Raw genomic sequence first — 19763 nt, forward strand, 5'->3', positions numbered from 1 at the left:
AATGAATGCCCGTTTTTATTTGTCCCGCTCAGGTGCCACTGCCGGTGCCGGATACCAGTTCTCTTTGGCGACCATGACGCTGCCTTCAGGCTGCATAACGAAGTTGGGCGACATGATCTGCACGTTGAATTCGTTGAAAACATCCTGAATGTTGCTGAACAGCACATTGCGCGCGGCAGCCAGCGGTTGTCCGGGTAGCAGCCTGACCTGAAGCTCATAGGCGATATACCAGTCCATTAACGCCAGCTGACGCACCAGCGGCGCGGTCGTAAGATCCACGCACGCTGTCCGTTTGGCGGCCAGCTCAAGCATGGCATGAACCTGTCGCCAGGGCGTGTCGTACCCGATGGTGACGCTTACGGTCAGGTTGATGCTGCCATCATTATTTTGAGCGCTGAGGTTCGTTATTTTGCCGCTCACCACGACGGCATTAGGTACGGTCACTACGTAGTTTTCACGCGTGATAATTTTGGTGGCGAGCATACCGATTTCACTCACCTTCCCTTCGTTATCCGCGACCCGAATAACGTCCCCTTTGCGCAGCGCGCGCGAATAAATCAGTACGAGGCCGCTCATGGCATGATTCATCACCCCGGCAGATCCCAGCGTGAGCATAAGCCCAAAAAAGACGCTTATGCCCTTAAAGGCCAGCGAATTGGCGCCGGGGAGAAACGGGTATGCGGCGGAGAGCGCGAACAACCACACCACCACAGAGAGCAGTTTTCTGGTTGCCCCGACGGTTTCGGGGTGAAGTCCCGGAAACTGTAAACGGCCCGCCTCCACCTGATTGAGTACCATCTTCAACAACTTAAGAATGAAGGCGGTGATGATAAAAATAATTAAAACAATCAGCAGGCCCGGTAAGGCAGAGACGATGGATAAGAAAATCTGACGAACGACGCGCAGGGACCAGTCGCCCAGCGAGGTTGCCCAAACCCGCGTCCAGGGAAACAGGCTAAACGCCCAGCTAAGCCAGACATAGAAAGCTATCATCCCCAGCAATATCATCAGCAAGGCGTATAGACGGGCTTCAACGGCACCAACGTAACGCCGCCAGGTTTTGGGGATCAACCCGCGATTTTCTGCAATCCGGCGACGAAAGTGGCGCTTGACCCGACGCCAGGAACGCCACGCACCCCAGATAAGCAATAAGCAACCGGCCAGCCCCAGCGCGGTTTTCACCGCGGAAAGCACAAGCCATCCGGTGTCGTATTGGTCGTGAAGCGCCGTGCGCTGTGCCTCCAAACGCGCCAGCACGCGCTGCGCGGCCTGATCGAGAGTCAGGTCGTCACCTTCATCAAGATCCGCCTGCGTCAGCAGCATAAGCGGCTTGCCATTCATCACGAACAGCTTGCCCTGCTGGTTATAACGGGTGACGGGGACAATTTTTATCGGTTCACGGACATCCGCCTGGCTGAAATTACGCAGCGTGTTGCGGATGCGTAAAACGCGTTCTTCCGGGGTTGTCAGGCCGAACTTAGCCTGAAGCATGACGATGGGGGTATGGAAAATATACAGCGTGCGCGCTTGCTCCTGCTCCGTCGGTTCCTGACGGGGCTCAGCAGCAAACGCGCCAGACGTTAAAAGGACTATCACAAGCGTTAAAAATGCGAGCGCTCTCTTATTCATACCCGGCACCGAGGAGCGTGAAATTATCTTTTTTCATTACTCTGCCAACCAAACGGTAGACGCACGATTTTCTGAGCATAGACCAGCGCTTCAGTTCTGCAATCTTCTTGTAAGCCCCGCTTTTTCATTCAGCAAGAAGGAAAAACTCCTTTCGCAAATTTATTAATAAATAAATCTAAAGATTACATTTTTGCAGCGTTAACTATCATTAAATGGCATTCGGCATATTCAGCGTCAGACGGCAGTGTCCTACAGGTTGAGGTGACATATTCCGCTGGCTATTCAGCTTATTCACTCAGGATAGTGTTATGAAATTTCATGTAATAACCTCTGCTGTATTACTGGCACTGGCATTTTCTCAGCCGGTATTCGCGGCCGATGCGCCTTTATCGCCGTTAATGAAACAGCTCAATAACGGCAACTGGCTGGCACCGGAAGAGGCGCAGACGCTTAGCGACGAACTGTATTATCAGGATGCCATTCAGGCATACATTCAAACCTTGCCCCTTTTGAATACTATCGGTTTGCGTGATGGTTCCGAGGCAGCATTTGGCAAAGGCTACAATGTCCTGCCAATCTGGAAAGAGCGCATGGACAGCCGTGCCGTCGTGCCGACGCCAAACGGGGATGTTATCTATTCGATGAGCTACCTGGATCTTAAAGAGACGGGTCCGCTGGTGGTTAAAGCTCCGGCAAACGTCATCGGCATGTTTACCGATTTCTTCCAGAAAACCATCACCGACGTGGGAGCTATCGGCCCGGACCGGGCTCGCGGTGGCTTGTATCTGCTGTTACCGCCTGACTACGAAGGGCCGGTCCCTCAGGGTTACTACGCCTTTAAATCATCAACTTATAACGTATTCCTCTTCTTCAGAACCATCATGGGGAAAGGCGACGGTAAGCCTGACCCGGACCCGGCGGTAAAAAATGCTGAAACGACGCGAATTTATCCGCTCTGGGACGTAGAGAAAGAGGTCAAGCCGATGCAGTTCCCGGATGCCAGCGGCAAGCGCGTCAACATGATGTATCCAACGGACGCCAGCTACTGGCAGAAACTGAAAACCTTCGTGGACTATGAGCCTTTAACGGCGATCCCGGAGGAGACGCGTAGCGCATTGTTAAGCATCGGCATGGTTAAAGGGAAACCTTTCGCACCGACGGCGAAGCAGCAGGAAATGCTTAATAAAGCGGTCGCCACCGCACCGCGAATGATTCTGGCTCGTCGACAGCTTGGGCGCGACGATCAGCGTCAGCTGTACTACAAAGACAGACAGTGGGAAAACTCATGGGCAGGTGCAACCGCAGAATGGATGCAGTACGGCACGCTTGATGCTAACCAGCGCGCGGCCTTCTTCCAGATTGCCTATTCCAGCGCGGCCGCGATGGTAATGCATACCACCGGGGCGGGCTCGAAATATCCTTACACGACCAAAGACAATACCGGTAAATTCCTGAACGGCAGCAATACTTACAAACTGCATCTGCCGCCGAATCCGCCAGCCGCGCTGTTCTGGGCGGTAACGGCCTACAACATCACCGACGGCACAATGCCTGAAACCGATCAGCTGCTGCCCTCCACCAACGGTTATTACAACATTCCGAAAAACAATGACGGCTCCATCGACCTCTGGTTTGGGCCAAATAAACCGGACGGCGTAGCCGACAGCGCGTTTATCAAAACGGTTCCCGACCGTAACTTCCTTGTCGCCCTTCGCCTGTACGGCACCGAGGACGGCTTCTACGATCAAACCTGGATACCGGACGATCTGGTTCAAACCAACAAATAATTGAGAGAAAACATGAAAAAACGCTACCTTGCCCTCTTCACCGCGCTGGCGCTCAGCGCCGGTATCCATGCGCAAACTGCGCCGCTCACCATTCCGCATCCCACCCAGTTTGATCGGTTAAACCAGCCGTCTGCGGATGTGACGATGCCTGAAAGCTATGTAAAGGCCATTGCGCAGCAGGCCTACATCTGGGGCTGGCCCATGGTGAACCAGTTCAACCGCCGGGAAACCATCACCAAAGCGCCCTATCCCGCGCTTAATGGCGGGATGGTCCCGGTCGCACCTATGGGTCAGCTCAGCATGCTGACGGACTATATCAAGCCGGAAGAAACCTTCGTTACCTGCCCAAACCAGGACGTTGCCTACGGGCTTGGCTTCTTCGAGTTAGATAAAGAACCGATCGTTATTCAGGTACCTGATTTTGGCGAGCGTTTCTGGGTCTACGCTATCTATGACGCCCGCACGAACCAAATTGGTAACGTCGGTAAGCCTTACGGCACGAAACCCGGATTTTATTTATTAGTCGGGCCGAACTGGAAAGGTGAAACACCGAAGGGTATTGAAGGGGTTATTCGTTCCTCCACTGAAATGGCTAACGTCATTCCACGCGTGCAGATGGATGATACGCCGGAAGACCGCAAAGCCATTCAGGCTCCTATCAAAGAAATCATGACCTACCCGTTAAGCCAGTTTGACGGGAAAATGAAATCCTATGAGTACTCAAAAATTCCCGCCATTGGTGATAAACCGGATGCCAGCGCGGGCGAGACGCGTTGGGTGGTGCCAGAAAAATTCTTTGACCAGTTTGCAAACGTGCTGGAAAAAGTGCCGCCGCTGCCCGGCGAAGAGGCCATGTACGCGCAGTACCGCCATCTGGTAGAGGCCGGGAAGAAAAACCCTGAAGTACGCAAATGGATGGATGAAGCAGCCATCGAGACCGATAAAACGGTGATTGCAGACTTCTTTAAATGGAAAAATAACGGAGTGCCTGCCGGCAACGGCTGGAACCGTTCGAAAAACAACGCCGAGTTCGGGGTGGACTACTACAACCGAACCGGCACCTCCAAATCGAATATGTTCGATAACAAGCCGAATGAAACCCAGTATTTCTACACCGACAATGATGCCGCTGGAGGACAGCTATCTGGAGATCATGACTACACGGTAACCTTCGCCAAAGGCGAGCTTCCTCCTGTAAAAGGTTTCTGGTCACTCACGCTTTACAACAGTAAGCATCTTTTTAGCCCCAACGAGCTGAACCGTTATTCACTGGGGACGAAAAATAAAAACCTGAAGTACAACGAGGATGGTTCGCTGACGCTCTATGTCAGCAAAACCCGCCCTTCTGACGATAAGGTCAATAACTGGCTCCCGGCTCCGGACGGTAATCTGTCACTCTACATCCGCGCCTACTGGGGTGAACAGCCTATTCTGGACGGCACCTGGCAGCCACCGAAGATCGAAACGGTTAAATAAGCCAACGCGGTCGCCCCCGGATGGCTGTTCGGGGGCGTTTAGCAGAACCTACACGCTAAAAACTGTACGTCACCTTCAAGCTCCCCGTGGGTGACGTTTTACGTTTCACTATCGGGCTATCACCCGCATCCCCCGTCAGCTGCGTAACGCCCGCGGAAGCAAGCACGCTCCAGCGCGACGTGAGCTTATGGCTCCAGTCAAGGTTCATCGAATACGCATAAATTCCCGCTCCGGCGTCATGTCGGGCGAATCCCGACGCGCTCGACTGGGCGTTACTGACGCCATAGTAGGTCTGCATATACTTGTCGGAACCCCAGCTGCCGGTCAGCGCCAGCGTCACCGAATTTTTTGGTGATGTATAGAGCGGGCTGGAAATGCCGAAATGCACCGCCTCACCGTTGTCTCTTTCAGAAACAGGAACCTCAGCCTGCAGCTGCAGATTAAGCCAGTCGGTCACTTTATACCCCAGCCCGGGCACAATGATTGCAGAGCCTTTTATCTCGCCCATTCCTCGCAGCTCGTCGCTGCCGGAGCCGATCGCATCGCTGCTGACGTCTTTATCTTTCCGGCCCGTGCGATAGCTCAGGGCAGCGCTGTAATCGAGATTACCGATATTATTGCCGTAACCGATACCCCGCGTGGTGCTGATAAAGAAGCCATTCGCCATCGAGTAATCCACCACCTGAGCCGCGCTAACGCGGCTTTTATCCGAACCCGAGTAGCGCGGCGCGACGTCCACGCCTCCCCCCAGAGTTAAGACATTGCCCTTCTGTTCTGCTGCCATTACCGGGGTGGCCAGTAACGCCAGAACAACGCCCGGCACAATGCTTTTCAGTCTGTAGCCCGAAAGTGAATGGGGGAACGTATGACGCAGTTCGATGTTTCTCATTAAAGAAGCCCTTATGGATTCAAATGGTTGCGATGCAGGCGGTGAAACGCCAGGACGCCCATTTTGAATACCGACCCTAAGGTTCTTATGAGCCGAAAATGAAGAAACGCTGAAGCGCGAGCCGGTGCTGTAAACCGGACGGATTTCCTGCTACCGTTTTTTTCTTAAGTTGTTCTTCATCCACGGTTGTTACAGTTACCAATGTGAAAATTTTACTAATCGAAGACGACCTGGATCTTGGCAACGGCGTGCGTATTGCCCTTTCAGATCAGGGATTTGACGTCATATGGGTTCGCCGTAAAGAGGATGCGCTGCATCAGCTTGACGTCTGCGTGCCGGAACTTATTTTGCTCGACTTGGGGCTGCCCGACGGCGACGGCATGAGCCTGATGACGCGTTTGCGCCAGCATCTTAAGGGGATCCCCGTCATTATCCTGACGGCGCGAGGCACGCTGCAGGATCGCCTGTGCGGCCTGGATGCCGGTGCAGACGACTACCTTGTCAAACCCTTCGTTCTCGCCGAACTGCTGGCGCGAGTCAGAGCCCTTGCGCGACGCAGCTACGGTTTTGAAAATGAGGCGATAGAGATCCGGGGCTTATCGCTTCATGTCCCGACGCGCCGCGTGACGGTGAGCGCGCGTCACGTTGAGCTGACGGCCAGTGAATATGCGCTGCTTGAAACGTTGATGCTGCGCGCTGACCGGGTGATTACGCGGCGATTCCTGGAAGAAAGGATATTCGGCAACAAGGAAAATCTCAGTAATGCGCTCGACGTGCATATGGGAAATTTGCGGCGGAAAATCGGCGAAGGCTATGTGCGAACGGTGCGGGGCGTCGGGTACGTCATTGATACCGTCTCTGTTCAGAAGGTGACGGGTTAATGCGAAACGTCTGGTATCTCCTAAAGCGTCCCACGCTGGTGCGGCGAATTATCATCGCCCAGATGGTGCTGCTTACCCTGCTGTGGTCTCTTTTTTTGACCTTCATACTGCTGGAGGACCTGCGTAGCCCTCCGATACTGACGGGCAGTAAGACGTACGACACTGTTTTTTCCCTGGTCGATCGTCTTGGCGAACGCCCTCAGGACCTTAACGAGGTGCTGGAAGCGTTCAGTAAGGCGTTGCGGGAAGGCTATGGCGGCGGCGAAGATCCCGCATTATCTATCAACCTCATCGTTCGCAAGAATAACGCAATCATTTTTTCATCCGCTGGCGCACCAACGGGGGTAATGAACACCAGGCTGGGTGAAATGCAGCGTGTTCAGAGTGACGGTCGTACCTGGACCAGCCGTACCCTCAAGTCCCCTCGTTCCGACGTGGACGTTACCCTTTTCACCCCGGCCGGCAGCTGGAACTTCTTTATCTATCTGAACTCACGCGGCTACTACATTATGCCGCTGCTGGTCTGTATTCCTTTTCTTCTGTTTCCCGCGTGGCTGTCGATCCGCATTGCGATGCGTCCCTGGAGCAAGGTGGTCAATGAAATTTCATTACGCAGGCCAGACGATCTCTCTCCCTTAAAAGCCGGTCCGAGGCACAGGGAGCTTCGCAAAATGGTGGACGCGATAAACGATTTTCTTGCCAGAGTGCGGGAAAGCGCTGAACGGGAACGGGTTTTCATTGCGGACGCCGCGCACGAGCTGCGTACGCCGCTGGCAGCGATGCGCATCAACGTGGAGGCGCTGCAGTCATGGGCGAGCAGCGAGAGCCAGCGGCAGCTGCTTGCAGGGATTGTGCGCAGCAACGGCCGGGCGGCGCGTCTCGTCAACCAGCTGCTGCTGATGATGCACAGTGAAGCGCGCATTGACACCGCGATGGAGCCCGTACCGCTGACGTCGCTCATACAGGAGCGGATGGCTGCGCTGGAGCCGCTAGCGTCGGGGCGCAGGATTGAGCTGGAATTCTTCGCTGAGGATGAGATCTGGATTGCTGGCGTCAGGGAGCGTCTGATGTCGCTGATCGACAATCTGATTGAAAACGCCGTGAAGTACAGCCCTGAGGGCGGGCGGATTCAGGTAGAGGTACGCTCAGCAGATAAATCAGCCCAGCTGCGCGTCTCCGATGAGGGGCCGGGCATTCCGGTTGAATTGCGCGAGCGCGTCTTCGACCGGTTTTTCCGCGATCCCAATCAGATGCAAAGCGGGAGCGGGCTGGGGCTTGCCATTGTCAAAGCGGTTGCACAACAGCACGGCAGCAGCGTAAACCTGAGTACTTCCGCAGAAGGTGGCCTCCTGGTGACGGTTGACTTCCCGGACCGCACGTTTAGCTAAACCAGAACAGGGTGTTCGATCGCAAATGCCGCAGATTGCTTCAAAAAAATTACCGTATTTGTTATATTGTTGTTTATTGCTTATTCACCTCTGCGGTGCCAAAAAGAACAAGATTCACCGCAACCCAGGAAAGAGAAATGTTAGATTACCGCTTCCCGACAGCTTTGCAGATGGTTCTCAGCGTAGCGATGGCGGAGCAACTAGGAGAACGTTCGACGAGTGCGATTCTGGCCTACGGCCTGGAAGCCAACCCGAGCTTTATCCGCAAATTGATGGTTCCACTCACGCGTGACGGCATTATCGTCTCAACGCTTGGCCGCAACGGCTCAATCCATCTTGGACGTCCGCCGGAAAAGATTACCCTGCGCGATATCTACCTTTCAGTCACCGAAGATAAAAAACTCTGGGCGTCGCGCCCGGACGTGCCGGCCCGCTGCGTGGTCAGCGCCAACGCCTGCTGGTACTTCAAATCGATTTCCGAAGAAGCAGAGCAGGCTTCGCTCGCGGTATTAGCGCGCCACACCGTGGCAAGCGCGCTGGACGAGGTCAAAAAAGCCGATACCAGCGGGTGCGATCCTTTACCTGAACTCATTGCCCAGTACAAAAAAGCCCAGTAATTTTCGCGAAAAAAAACCGCCTTTACGATAAAGGCGGTTTTTTGTTATCTGCGGTATCCCTACGCGGGCAGAACCTCTCTTTCCACTTTGCCGCGCGTGACGAACTTACGCAGCGTCACGTAGAACACCGGCGTCAGGAACAGACCAAACAGCGTTACGCCCAGCATCCCGGAGAAGACCGTAATCCCGGTGACGCCGCGCACTTCTGCGCCCGCGCCGTGGCCGAGGATCAGCGGAATAGTCCCGGCGATAAAGGCGATGGAGGTCATCACAATCGGACGTAAACGCAGGCGGCACGCTTCCAGCGCCGCTTCCATGATGCCTTTGCCCTGAATTTCCAGCTCGCGGGCAAACTCCACGATAAGAATCGCGTTTTTACAGGCCAGCCCCATCAGCACCACCAGCCCCACCTGCACGAAGACGTTGTTATCGCCCCCGGTCAGCCAGACGCCAAACAGCGCGGAAAGCATGGTCATCGGAACAATGAGGATCACCGCCAGCGGCAGCGTCCAGCTTTCATACAGCGCCGCCAGCACCAGGAACGCCAGCAGCACCGCGACCGGGAAGACGATCAGCGCCGTATTGCCCTGCGTGGCCTGCTGGAAGCTCAGATCCGTCCATTCAATATTCATTCCGTTCGGCAGGATCTGCTTAGACATCGCGTCCAGCTGCGTCATTGCCTGCGCGGACGAGAGCACGCGCGGGTCGGCATCGCCGATCAGGTCCGCTGCCGGGTAGCCATTGTAGCGGATCACCGGATCCGGCCCGTAGGTGGTCGTGATTTTCACCATACTGCCAATCGGCACCATTTCGCCCTGGCTATTCCGGGTGCGTAAATTCGCAATATCTTCCACGCTGTCGCGGAACTGCCCGTCTGCCTGCGCCATCACGCGCCAGGTGCGTCCGAACTGGTTGAAGTCGTTCACGTACGACGAGCCCAGATAGGTTTGCAGCGTACCGAACAGATCGGTCAGCGACACGCCCTGCGCTTTCGCCTTATCGCGGTCAACCTGCACGTCCAGCTGCGGAACGTTAGCCTGATAGGTGGAGATCGGGAAGTGCATCCCAGGCGTCTGCATAATCGCACCGGACATGGTGTTCACCGCGTTTTGCAGCGCGCCATAGCCCAGACCCGCGCGATCCTGAATATACAGCGAGTAGCCTGACCCCTGACCCAGCCCCAGAATCGGCGGCGGCAGAATGGAGAAACCAAAGCCCTGCTGGATTTGCGCGATTTTGGCGTTAATCTCCGCGTTAATTTCCGCCGCAGAGTGCTTGCGCTGGTCAAACGGCTTCAGGCCGAAGAACACCGTCCCGGTATTCGGCGTGTTGGTGAACTGCAGCGCGTTCAGCCCCGGGAAAGCCACCGCGTAGTCCACGCCTTCGGTATTCATGCCGATTTCGCTCATTTTGCGGATCACCGCGTCGGTGCGCGCCAGCGACGAGCCTTCCGGCATCTTCACGCCGCCAATCAGGTAGAGCTTATCCTGCGTCGGAATAAACCCGCCGGGTACCGCTTTAAACATGACGCCCGCGGCACACAGCAGCAGCAGATACACCACAAACACCGCGCCGCGTCTGCCCAGCGTTTTGCCTACCAGTCCCTGATAGCCGTTCGAGCTACGATGGAAAAAGCGGTTAAACGGACGGAAAATCCAGCCGAACAGGCGATCGATAAGCCGGGTCGGGAAGTCTTTCGGCGCCCCGTGCGGTTTTAACAGCAGCGCAGCCAGCGCCGGAGAAAGCGTCAGCGAGTTGATGGCGGAGATCACCGTGGAAATCGCTATCGTCACCGCAAACTGCTTGTAGAACTGACCGGTAACGCCGGAGAGGAACGCCATCGGCACGAACACCGCGCACAGCACCAGCGCAATCGCGATAATGGGCCCGGAGACTTCACGCATCGCCTGATGCGCGGCCGCCAGCGGCGCAAGCCCCTCTTCAATGTTTCGCTCGACGTTTTCCACCACCACGATGGCGTCGTCCACCACGATACCGATGGCCAACACCAGCCCGAACAGGCTGAGGGTGTTAAGCGAAAAGCCCAGCAGATAGAGAATGCTGAACGTCCCCACCACCGACACCGGCACCGCGATCAGCGGAATGATCGACGCACGCCAGGTTTGCAGGAACAGGATCACCACCAGTACAACCAGCACTACCGCTTCCAGCAGGGTTTGCACCACCGCACGGATGGAGTCGCGCACGAACACCGTCGGATCGTAAGGTGCCGCCCACTTCATATCTTCCGGGAAACGGGTGGACAGTTCGTCCATTTTGGCGCGCACCGCGTTAGACAGATCGATGGCGTTCGCACCCGGTGACTGGAAGATACCAATCCCGACCGCGTCTTTGTTGTTAAGCTGGGAACGCAGCGCATAGCTGCCGGAACCCATCTCGATACGCGCCACGTCGCGCAGGCGGACGACCGAACCGTCCTCCGACGTTTTCAGGACAATGTTGCCAAACTCTTCTTCGGTATGCAGACGACCCTGGGCGTTAATGGAGATCAGGAAATCGCTCTCTTTCGGCAGCGGCTCGGCGCCAAGCTGCCCGGCGGACACCTGCACGTTCTGCTCCTGCATTGCAGTGACCACGTCCGAGGCTGTCAGCCCGCGGGCCGCGACCTTGTTCGGGTCCAGCCAGATGCGCATGGCGTATTCACCGGAACCGAAAATTTGAATCTGGCCTACGCCGGGCAGACGCGCCAGCTCGTCCTTCACCTTCAGCGTGGCGTAGTTGCGCATGTACAGTGAATCGTACTTACCGTTGGGCGAGAACAGATGCACCACCAGCGTCAGCGTTGGCGACTGCTTCTGCGTCGTGATGCCCAGGCGCCGCACGTCTTCCGGCAGACGCGCCTCGGCCTGCGCGACGCGGTTTTGCACCTGCACCTGCGCCTGATCCGGATCGGTACCCGGACGGAACGTGACGGTAGTGACCAGCACGCCGTCCGAGCCGGCGACGGATTTCATGTACATCATGTTCTCAACGCCGTTGATTGCCTCTTCCAGCGGCGTCGCCACGGTCTCGGCAATCACTTTCGGGTTGGCGCCCGGATACTCCGCGCGCACCTGCACGCTTGGCGGTACGACGTCAGGATATTCGCTCACCGGCAGAAGCGGGATGGCGATTAATCCTGTGATAAAAATCAGAATCGACAGTACGGCAGCGAAAATCGGCCTGTCGATGAAAAAGCGGGAAAAGTCCATGGGAAGGATTCTCTGGTCAAGTGATCAGTTGAGGGCGGTGCTGGCAGTCATGGCGACGGTTTTCGCGTTCACCGGCATACCCGGCATGAACACTTTCTGTAGACCGTCAACGATGACCTTATCGCCAGGTTTCAGCCCCTGCTGCACGATGCGTAAACCGTCGGCCAGACGCCCCGGCGTAATATCGCGACGCTGCGCTTTGCCCTCTTTGTCCACGATATAAACATACTTGCGATCCTGGTCAGTCAGCACCGCTTTGTCGTCAATAAGCGTGGCCTGGAATTCAGCGCTGCCCGGCAGGCGCACGCGGGCAAAGAGTCCCGGCGTGAACTGACGCTGCGCGTTATCCAGCAGCGCGCGCATGCGGATCGTACCGGTACTCGGCGTAAGCTGATTATCAAGGAAATCCACTTTGCCCTGATGGGGGTAGCCCTCCTCGCCGGCAAGGCCGATCTCAACCGGTAGCGCCGTATGGTGGCTGGACGCCCTCTGACCGTTGCGGGCGAGATTTTGATAGTGAAGATAGGTTGACTCGTCCACGTCAAAGTAGACGTAAACCGTCTTCTGCGAGACCAGCGTGGTAAGCACGCTGGCGCTGTCGCCCGCGGAGACCAGATTGCCGCTGGTGATTAACGCCCGGCTGGCGCGGCCATCAATAGGTGCCGTCACTTTGGTGAAGTCGAGATTCAGCTGCGCGGCGTCTACCGCAGCCTGGGCCGCGCGAATATCGGCCTGCGCCTGAATGGCGGCCGAACGGCGCTGCTCCCACTCTTCACGGGATACCAGGTTGGTATTGATTAATTTATCGGTACGGTTAGCCTCGCTTCGCGCCAGGCTGGCCTGCGTTTTGGCTCTCTCCAGCGTCGCCTGCGCCTGCTCCAGCGCGGCGCGATAGGTTCGGTCATCAATCGTGAACAGCACCTCGCCCTTTTTCACTTCCTGGCCGTCGGTGAAATTCACTTTGTCGATGTAGCCAGAGACGCGGGGACGAAGCTGCACGCTTTCCACAGCTTCAATCCGGCCGTTAAAGCTATCCCACTGGCTAATAGATTTCACAACCACGTCAGCAGCATTGACGGCGGGCGCGGGCGGCGCGGCGTTTTGCGCGACGCTGTCATCACATCCGACGAGCAGCACGGAGAGCAGCATCGCTCCCAGCGCATTCAGATGATAGTTTCCCCAGGTTTTTTGCAGGCTCATTATTTTTATTCCGGTAATTGTAGCCGCCGGGCAAGACGCAGCGGGAGGCGCCGCGCCACTTCCTTTGTCCGGGCTGGCTTAAGGCCATTTGTGTCGTTCATCGCCACAAAACTGTAACAGTTTCGAATACACTATCGCGGCGATTGTAGGAATGCGCCTAACTAAGTGCAAGAATAATTGTTGCACTTTATGTGCTATTTGCGTCGTCGATAAAAGGCCCGTTTTGGGTAAGGATTTAAATGCAACAATAAAACTTGCAATTATCGTGAAACCAGGCCACCTTAAAATGCAACAGATAAAGATACTTTTCTATCGCTGCGTGGGGGAAACCTGATGAACACTGGCGCATTTATGCATGATTTACTCGACTGGATTGATAACAACCTCGACAGTCGCCTGGACATTGAGACCGTCTCAAGGCGCTCCGGCTATTCGAAATGGCACCTCCAGCGCCTGTTTAAAGAGCACACGGGCTATCCCCTCGCCGGATATATTCGCGCGCAAAAGCTGCAAAAATCGGTTGAGCGCCTGGCACACAGCGATGAGCCCATCCTGAACGTGGCGATTGCGCTCGGGTTTGACTCTCAGCAGTCCTTCAACCGCAGTTTCAAACGCCAGTACGGTCAGGCACCTGGCGCATGGAGACGCAGTATCGGCGGTCGTGAAACGCAGCCGATGCACCAGTAGCTCACTTTTTACTGCAACATCATCCCGAAGCTGATACACTGTATATAAATACAGTATGAGAGGTGCGTGATGGCTGTTGAAATAAAATATGTTGTCGTAAGAAAAGGTGAAGAGAAAATGACATTTGCCAGTAAGAAAGAGGCTGACGCTCACGACAAGCTGCTCGACATGGCAGACGCGTTCACCGACTGGCTGTTGCAAAGCGGAATGCAGATGGATGAAACGCAGGCTGAAAATCTTGGTCTGTATCTCGCCGAGCAGAAAGAGACCGTGCAGCATATTCTGCGGACCAGCAAGCTCCCTGCTCTCGATGCCCCTGCGGCTGATGATAAAACCGAATCAGATGCGGCTGACAGTAAAAAAATCAGAGCGGTAAAAGCTGCCTGATCGGCACATCGTCACCGAACCTGACGCCGCAAGCAGCATGCTGCTTGCGGCTTTTTTATTAACGTCAGCGCCTGGCGCATCACGCGCTGGGTTGAGCCGAGTCGCGCGGCAAGGCATCAATCATCTCTTGCAACTCATTGTACAGCCTTGCCACATGGAAACCATCGCACACGGAATGATGAACCTGAACGGCGAGGGGTAATAATACTTTGCCATCGTGTTCGTAGTATTTTCCAAGCGTAAACATAGGGGCAAAAAAGTTCTTCATGTGCGCAACGTTAACGTTAAAGCTGGTAAAGCTCACCCAGGGAATACCTGATATGAAAAAGATATTTTCCCTGGATTCGTCCTTAGGCCAATAAGCAAGATTATTACCGTAGCGCGCAATGTCTTCAGCGTAGGTCTTCTGGAAGTGCTGAATATTGCCATCGTAATGGCTCCATAATGATGAAAACGTCTCTGTTTCATTATGGAAAATGGTATAGTTTGGATGAACTTCGTTCCATATAATAAGCTCATTGTCTTTCATGGCCATACGGAACTCAGGACGACTGTTGACGATCTTAGAAATGAGAAAAATAATCGTCGGGTAAAATTTCCAGCCAACCGATTTGATATGTTTTAACAGCGCGGTAATATCGATTAAAACCGTCTGGTTAAACGTCGACTGAGCGAACCCCTGAAAAATTTCAAAATGTTCCTTCCTTGCCCAACGAGATAAGTCAACGGACGTATATTCCGGGAGTATTTTTTTCATTTTTTAACTCTTAATGAGCCATTACATATCTGATGTTAGCCTAATTTTTTTTCATCAATCAAGCAATCAGACGTCCGTGGAGACAATGTCTCAGAATAACCGCTATCGCAGTAATCAAATTTTCAGCGTATCAATTACCGCTCTCAGCGCGGGCGACACGTTGCGGTGCGGGTAATAGAGATACAGCCCATCCATGCGCAGGCTGTAGCGTTGCAATACGCGGATAAGCGTTCCTCGCTCCAGATCGTCAGCTACCAGCTCCAGCGGGACATAGGCCAGCCCCAGCCCCAGCCGGGCGGCTTCGGCCTCCATATAGCTGTCCGACAGCGCCCACTGCCCTTCTGGCCGATGGGTGATTTTTTTCCCGTCCTGAACCAGCTCCCACTGATAATCACTGCCATCGGCAAACTGATAGGCAATGCAGGGATGAGCCACCAAATCGGCCGGCGTCTGGGGAAAACCGTAGCGCCTGAAGTGTCCCGGGGCGGCCACGACGGCCATTTCCATGTCAGGCGTGATGCGCACCGCAATCATTCCCGGCCCCACCTCCGGCCCCAGCCTTACGCCCGCATCAAACCGCTCGGTGATAATGTCAACGAAGCGGCTTTCATTCATCAGCTCGAGCCTGATATCCGGGTAACGCTGTTTAAAAATGGCGAGCTTTGGCAGCAGACATTTGTCGATGGCGTGCTGGCTGGCGTTGATGCGCACCGTACCGGACGGCGTTTGACGATAATGTGCCAGGGTCGCCAGGCCCGAATCGAGCTCATCGAACGCGGATCCGGCGGTCTGATAGAGCTGTTCCCCGGCGTGGGTGAGCGACAGCTTGCGCGTGGTGCGAACAAGAAGCTGGACGCCCAGCCGCTCCTCCAGTTCGCGGACCGAGCGGCTGATGCCGGACTGCGCCAGCCCGAGCCGTTGTGCAGCCGCCGTGAAGCTCCCCTCCCGCACCACCTGCATAAACAGGTACAGCTCATTATAATTTTCTCGCTTCGCCATCCTGCCTCGCCTATTCATAACAATATGATATTAATCTTAGCATGTTTCAGCCTCTAATCAGCACTATTACTGCTAACTATAATGACCGCAACACAACAGCACAGGGGATCTTTTCATGAAAACATTCACCCAAAAATTGTCCGTTGCGATGCTGCTATGCGCATCATTAAGTGGAGTTACAACAATGAGCTATGCAGAAACCATCAACCCAAACGCGCCTGTTTCGATGGTCACCACCTGGGATAAAACCTTCGCCGAGAGCGACAAGGTCGACCACCGCAAGGTGTCCTTCCAGAACCGCTACGGGATTACCCTGGTAGGCGATCTTTATCTTCCTAAAAACCGCGGAGACGGTAAGCTGGCGGCGATTGCCGTCAGCGGGCCATTCGGCGCGGTCAAAGAGCAGTCCAGCGGCCTCTATGCGCAGACCCTGGCGGAAAAAGGTTTTGTAACCCTGGCGTTCGACCCGTCGTACACGGGCGAAAGTGGCGGCCAGCCGCGCAACGTCGCGTCCCCGGACATCAACACCGAAGATTTCAGCGCCGCGGTAGATTTCCTGGGTCTGCAGAAAGAGGTCGACCGTAACCGCATCGGTATTCTTGGCATCTGCGGCTGGGGCGGTATGGCGCTGAATGCGGCATCTATGGATACGCGCGTGAAAGCCGTCGCCACCAGCGTAATGTATGACATGAGCCGGGCGATGGGTCACGGCGTGGGCGACGGGAAAGATCGTTATTCAGCGGCGGATCGCCATGCTGTGCTGCAATACCTGAACGAGCAGCGCTGGAAGGATGCCGAGAGCGGCACCTTTGCGCAGGGTGGCCATGACATTTATGTTGACGAAAATGGCAAAGTGACCGCGGCCGAGCGTATTCTGCCAGAAGCCTTGCCTGCCGATCCGCATCCGGTTTTGAAAGAGTTTTACGATTACTACCGTATGCCGCGCGGCTTCCATGCGCGTTCCGTTAACTCAACCGGCGCATGGACTGCGACGATGCCGCTCTCGTTCATGAACATGCCGCTCCTGAGCTATGCCGGGGAGATCGCTATCCCGACGCTTATCGTCACCGGTGAAAAAGCACACTCCCGCTATTTCGCCGAAGATGCGTTTAAAGCAGTCGGCAGCAAGCAGAAAGCGCTGGTGATTGTCCCGGGTGCAAACCATGTCGATCTCTACGACAATGCTGCCGGGAAGATCCCGTTTGCTCAGTTTGAACAGTTCTTCAAAACCAGCCTGAAATAAACCCTTCTGCCGCCCGTTTTGACGGGCGGCCCTGCGCGAAATCTGACTATGTCCACATTAAGCCACGCTACCTCACAGCATGAGGAACCTGCGCACTGGGGCGGTATTTTTGCCATGACCCTCTGCGTATTCGTCCTGATTGCCTCAGAATTTATGCCCGTGAGCCTGCTCACCCCGCTTGCCGGAGATTTAGGCGTTACGGAGGGGCTTGCAGGCCAGGGTATTGCAATCTCCGGCGCGCTGGCGGTACTGACCAGCCTCTTCCTCTCCCGGCTTGCCGGGAATATGAATCGTAAACACCTTCTGCTGGGCATGACGATACTGATGGCTCTCTCGGGGCTGATTATTGCCTTTGCCCCGAACTATCCGACGTATATGACCGCCCGCGCGCTGATCGGCATCGCCATCGGCGGGTTCTGGTCCATGTCTGCGGCAACGGCTATTCGCCTTGTTCCTTCGCATCAGGTGACTCGTGCGCTGGCTATTTTCAACGGCGGTAACGCGCTGGCAACGGTGGTTGCCGCCCCGCTTGGCAGCTACCTGGGAGCCACCATCGGCTGGCGCGGCGCCTTCCTTTGCCTGATGCCCGTGGCGGTAGCGGCATTCATCTGGCAATGTTTTAGCCTGCCGGATATGAACGGGCGTAAAAACGGAGCGTCAGGCGAAAGCGTCTTTCGGCTGTTCCGCCAGCCCGTCGTTTCCGTCGGACTGATGGCCTGCGGCCTGTTCTTTATGGGGCAGTTTGCGTTGTTTACCTACGTACGCCCTTTTCTTGAGACCGTCACGCACGTCAGCGCCTCCGGGCTGTCGCTGATTTTGCTCACCATCGGGATTGCCGGTTTTGTTGGCACCCTGCTCGTTGCGCTGGTCCTGAACGCGGCGTTTTACCTGACGTTGATAGCCATTCCACTGCTGATGGCCGCCATCGCTGGCGCGTTGATTCTGACCGGGCACAGCGTGTGGATTGTTGCCCTGCTGTCAGGCCTGTGGGGAATGCTGGCGACGGCGGCACCGACGGGCTGGTGGACGTGGATCGCCCGAACGCTGCCGGAGAGTGCCGAAGCGGGCGGTGGGTTGATGGTCGCGGTGATCCAGCTCGCCATTGCGCTGGGTTCAACGGCGGGCGGTATAGCGCTCGATCGTCTCGGCTGGCAGAGCACGTTTGCCCTGAGTGGAATATTGCTCCTCAGTGCGGCCGTGCTGACGTTTATGCTTTCACGTATCCATCGATAACGCGGCGGGGATAAAGGTAGCGGAAATAACGGCAGGGTTTTAATTATTCACATCCGCATCTTGAGTAAGGATATTTTATTTAATTACAAAACCCTGAAGCCTGTCAGAGGGAATAATAATTAAGCCATATCCTGGACAGCCCGTTGCACCGCTTTGCTAGCCTGATAGTCAGGCAAAGCTCAACCCGGAGGTATTCTTGCTGATTAGACTCAAGAAAGAACGAACGCATAAGGAGGATCGCCGGCTTGCCCTCTGGCTGGCGACCTCGGCAGGTTTGCTTAACGCCATCGCCCTTGGGGCATTTGGCTTTTTCCCCTCTCACATGACCGGCAACACCTCACAATTATCCAGCGAAGTCTCCTCCACCGATCTGAGCGACATGATTTTCTTTGGCTCGATTATTCTCTCTTTTGTCACCGGCGCAATCCTTGCCCGTCTTATTGTGCTATGGGGCATTATCCATAATATCAGGCTGGTTTTTTGCCAAATTCTTTTTGTCGAGGGGGTACTATTGACCGGCGTCTCTCTCTACGAGATGTATTTCCACGCTCTCACGAGCAACCGCGAGATTATTATTTTTCTGTGCGGCCTGATGGGCATTCATAATTCAACCTCCACGCAGCTCTCCGGCGGACGGGTGAGATCGACGCATATCACCGGTACGCTGACGGATGCAGGCATATCGCTGGCTTCCGTGCTGGTGGCGATGCTCCGCAGGGATTACTCGAAGGATACCGCGGCGCAAAAAAGTCAGCTGAAAACCCACTTAACCACCATTTTCTCGTTTATGACCGGGGGTATCGCAGGGCTGCTGCTGTTCAGATGGGTTGGCTTTAACGCCATGCTGGCGCTGGGGCTGATGCTCACGATTGTTGCGACGGTTTCCATTATTACCGTCTCGACGCGCGTTCGCCGGGTGCGCGCAGCGGCGTGAACCCGGTCAATCGCCCTGCAGCTGCCCCAGCAGGCGCTGTATATTGTCGTCACAGGCGATCCCCTCCGGCCGGTTCGCGATACTCGTGACCAGGTCCAGCAGCTCTCTTCTGTTTTCCTCGAGCTGCTTTTGCATAGCCTCTATCTGCGTAATGCGCGTCTTAAGGGATTCGATCAGTGCTTCATGATCCCAGCGCTGTTGCGGCTGCGGCAGGAAGCGGCGTATTTGCTCGAGCGTAAACCCGGTGCGCTGAGCGTTATCGATGATTTTCAGCAGCGCGGCAGCGTTCGTAGAATATACGCGATATCCGTTTCCCTGCCTTACTGGCCGTGGCAGTAAGCCTTCCGCTTCATAAAACCGAATTCGCGACGGGGCGATCCCCGTCATTTTCGACAGCTCGCCAATTTTCATTTCTTTAGCTCTGGCATATTGACCTTAAAGTTA

At 55.4% G+C, this 19763-nt stretch carries 17 protein-coding genes; 10 read left to right on the forward strand and 7 right to left on the reverse strand.

The genetic code is table 11. The features are described from left to right. Positions 1 to 15 precede the first annotated feature (15 nt). Positions 16 to 1629 carry a mechanosensitive ion channel domain-containing protein gene (locus tag UTO39_RS03855; protein ID WP_320726524.1) on the reverse strand — a complete coding sequence of 538 codons (1614 nt, stop codon included), beginning with the start codon at positions 1627 to 1629 and terminating at the stop codon, positions 16 to 18. A 308-nt stretch (positions 1630 to 1937) separates the two neighbouring features. On the opposite strand from UTO39_RS03855, the gene UTO39_RS03860 reads away from it, so the two are divergent. Then, a complete protein-coding gene (locus UTO39_RS03860; RefSeq protein ID WP_320726525.1) occupies positions 1938 to 3416 on the forward strand; it encodes a DUF1254 domain-containing protein in 1479 nt (492 codons plus the stop codon). Between the two features lie 12 nt (positions 3417 to 3428). Continuing rightward, positions 3429 to 4892: a DUF1254 domain-containing protein gene (locus UTO39_RS03865; protein ID WP_320726526.1), complete on the forward strand. Its 1464-nt coding sequence runs from the start codon at positions 3429 to 3431 to the stop codon at positions 4890 to 4892. A gap of 55 nt (positions 4893 to 4947) precedes the next feature. Here the strand turns inward: UTO39_RS03865 and UTO39_RS03870 are convergent, their stop codons facing one another. Then, a complete protein-coding gene (locus tag UTO39_RS03870) occupies positions 4948 to 5781 on the reverse strand; it encodes a MipA/OmpV family protein (RefSeq protein WP_320726527.1) in 834 nt (277 codons plus the stop codon). A gap of 203 nt (positions 5782 to 5984) precedes the next feature. On the opposite strand from UTO39_RS03870, the gene UTO39_RS03875 reads away from it, so the two are divergent. From UTO39_RS03875 to UTO39_RS03885, 3 genes are all read left to right on the forward strand, one after another. After that, positions 5985 to 6662, forward strand: a complete 678-nt coding sequence (locus tag UTO39_RS03875; protein WP_320726528.1) for a response regulator — start codon at positions 5985 to 5987, stop codon at positions 6660 to 6662. Beyond that, entirely contained in the window at positions 6662 to 8050 is a 1389-nt protein-coding gene (locus UTO39_RS03880) for an ATP-binding protein (RefSeq protein ID WP_320726529.1), read from the forward strand. Before UTO39_RS03875 ends, UTO39_RS03880 begins: the two co-directional genes overlap by 1 nt. 137 nt (positions 8051 to 8187) lie before the next feature. Then, positions 8188 to 8667, forward strand: coding sequence for an Rrf2 family transcriptional regulator (locus UTO39_RS03885; RefSeq protein WP_061098353.1), 480 nt, complete (start codon positions 8188 to 8190; stop codon positions 8665 to 8667). A gap of 59 nt (positions 8668 to 8726) precedes the next feature. On the opposite strand, the gene oqxB is transcribed toward UTO39_RS03885, so the two are convergent. Next, on the reverse strand, positions 8727 to 11879 hold the full coding sequence (oqxB, locus tag UTO39_RS03890; protein WP_028012992.1) for a multidrug efflux RND transporter permease subunit OqxB: 3153 nt from the start codon (positions 11877 to 11879) through the stop codon (positions 8727 to 8729). A 24-nt stretch (positions 11880 to 11903) separates the two neighbouring features. Continuing rightward, entirely contained in the window at positions 11904 to 13079 is a 1176-nt protein-coding gene (locus tag UTO39_RS03895) for an efflux RND transporter periplasmic adaptor subunit (RefSeq protein ID WP_320726530.1), read from the reverse strand. A 333-nt stretch (positions 13080 to 13412) separates the two neighbouring features. Here UTO39_RS03895 and UTO39_RS03900 point away from each other — a divergent pair, with 333 nt between their 5' ends. Then, complete coding sequence (locus tag UTO39_RS03900) at positions 13413 to 13766, forward strand: helix-turn-helix domain-containing protein (protein ID WP_266178138.1); 354 nt, start codon at positions 13413 to 13415, stop codon at positions 13764 to 13766. 69 nt (positions 13767 to 13835) lie between these two features. Then, the gene (locus UTO39_RS03905) at positions 13836 to 14153 is read left to right on the forward strand and encodes a YebG family protein (protein ID WP_061098355.1); all 318 of its coding nucleotides are present in this window, start codon (positions 13836 to 13838) and stop codon (positions 14151 to 14153) included. Positions 14154 to 14232: 79 nt separating this feature from the next. On the opposite strand, the gene catA is transcribed toward UTO39_RS03905, so the two are convergent. Together catA and UTO39_RS03915 are read right to left on the reverse strand one after the other, a co-directional pair. Continuing rightward, complete coding sequence (catA, locus tag UTO39_RS03910; protein WP_320726531.1) at positions 14233 to 14910, reverse strand: type A chloramphenicol O-acetyltransferase; 678 nt, start codon at positions 14908 to 14910, stop codon at positions 14233 to 14235. A gap of 114 nt (positions 14911 to 15024) precedes the next feature. Further along, on the reverse strand, positions 15025 to 15909 hold the full coding sequence (locus UTO39_RS03915; RefSeq protein ID WP_061098357.1) for a LysR family transcriptional regulator: 885 nt from the start codon (positions 15907 to 15909) through the stop codon (positions 15025 to 15027). 115 nt (positions 15910 to 16024) lie between these two features. Here UTO39_RS03915 and UTO39_RS03920 point away from each other — a divergent pair, with 115 nt between their 5' ends. From UTO39_RS03920 to UTO39_RS03930, 3 genes are all read left to right on the forward strand, one after another. Further along, positions 16025 to 17152 (forward strand): alpha/beta hydrolase, encoded by a 1128-nt coding sequence (locus tag UTO39_RS03920; RefSeq protein ID WP_320726532.1) that lies wholly within the window; start codon positions 16025 to 16027, stop codon positions 17150 to 17152. 48 nt (positions 17153 to 17200) lie between these two features. Then, positions 17201 to 18385 (forward strand): MFS transporter, encoded by a 1185-nt coding sequence (locus UTO39_RS03925; protein ID WP_320726533.1) that lies wholly within the window; start codon positions 17201 to 17203, stop codon positions 18383 to 18385. 196 nt (positions 18386 to 18581) lie between these two features. Beyond that, on the forward strand, positions 18582 to 19319 hold the full coding sequence (locus UTO39_RS03930) for a YoaK family protein (RefSeq protein WP_061098359.1): 738 nt from the start codon (positions 18582 to 18584) through the stop codon (positions 19317 to 19319). Between the two features lie 6 nt (positions 19320 to 19325). Here the strand turns inward: UTO39_RS03930 and UTO39_RS03935 are convergent, their stop codons facing one another. Continuing rightward, positions 19326 to 19730, reverse strand: a complete 405-nt coding sequence (locus UTO39_RS03935) for a MerR family transcriptional regulator (RefSeq protein WP_320726534.1) — start codon at positions 19728 to 19730, stop codon at positions 19326 to 19328. Positions 19731 to 19763: the final 33 nt, after the last annotated feature.

This window comes from Enterobacter sp. 118C5, from assembly GCF_034107645.1.
GTDB lineage: Bacteria > Pseudomonadota > Gammaproteobacteria > Enterobacterales > Enterobacteriaceae > Enterobacter > Enterobacter nematophilus.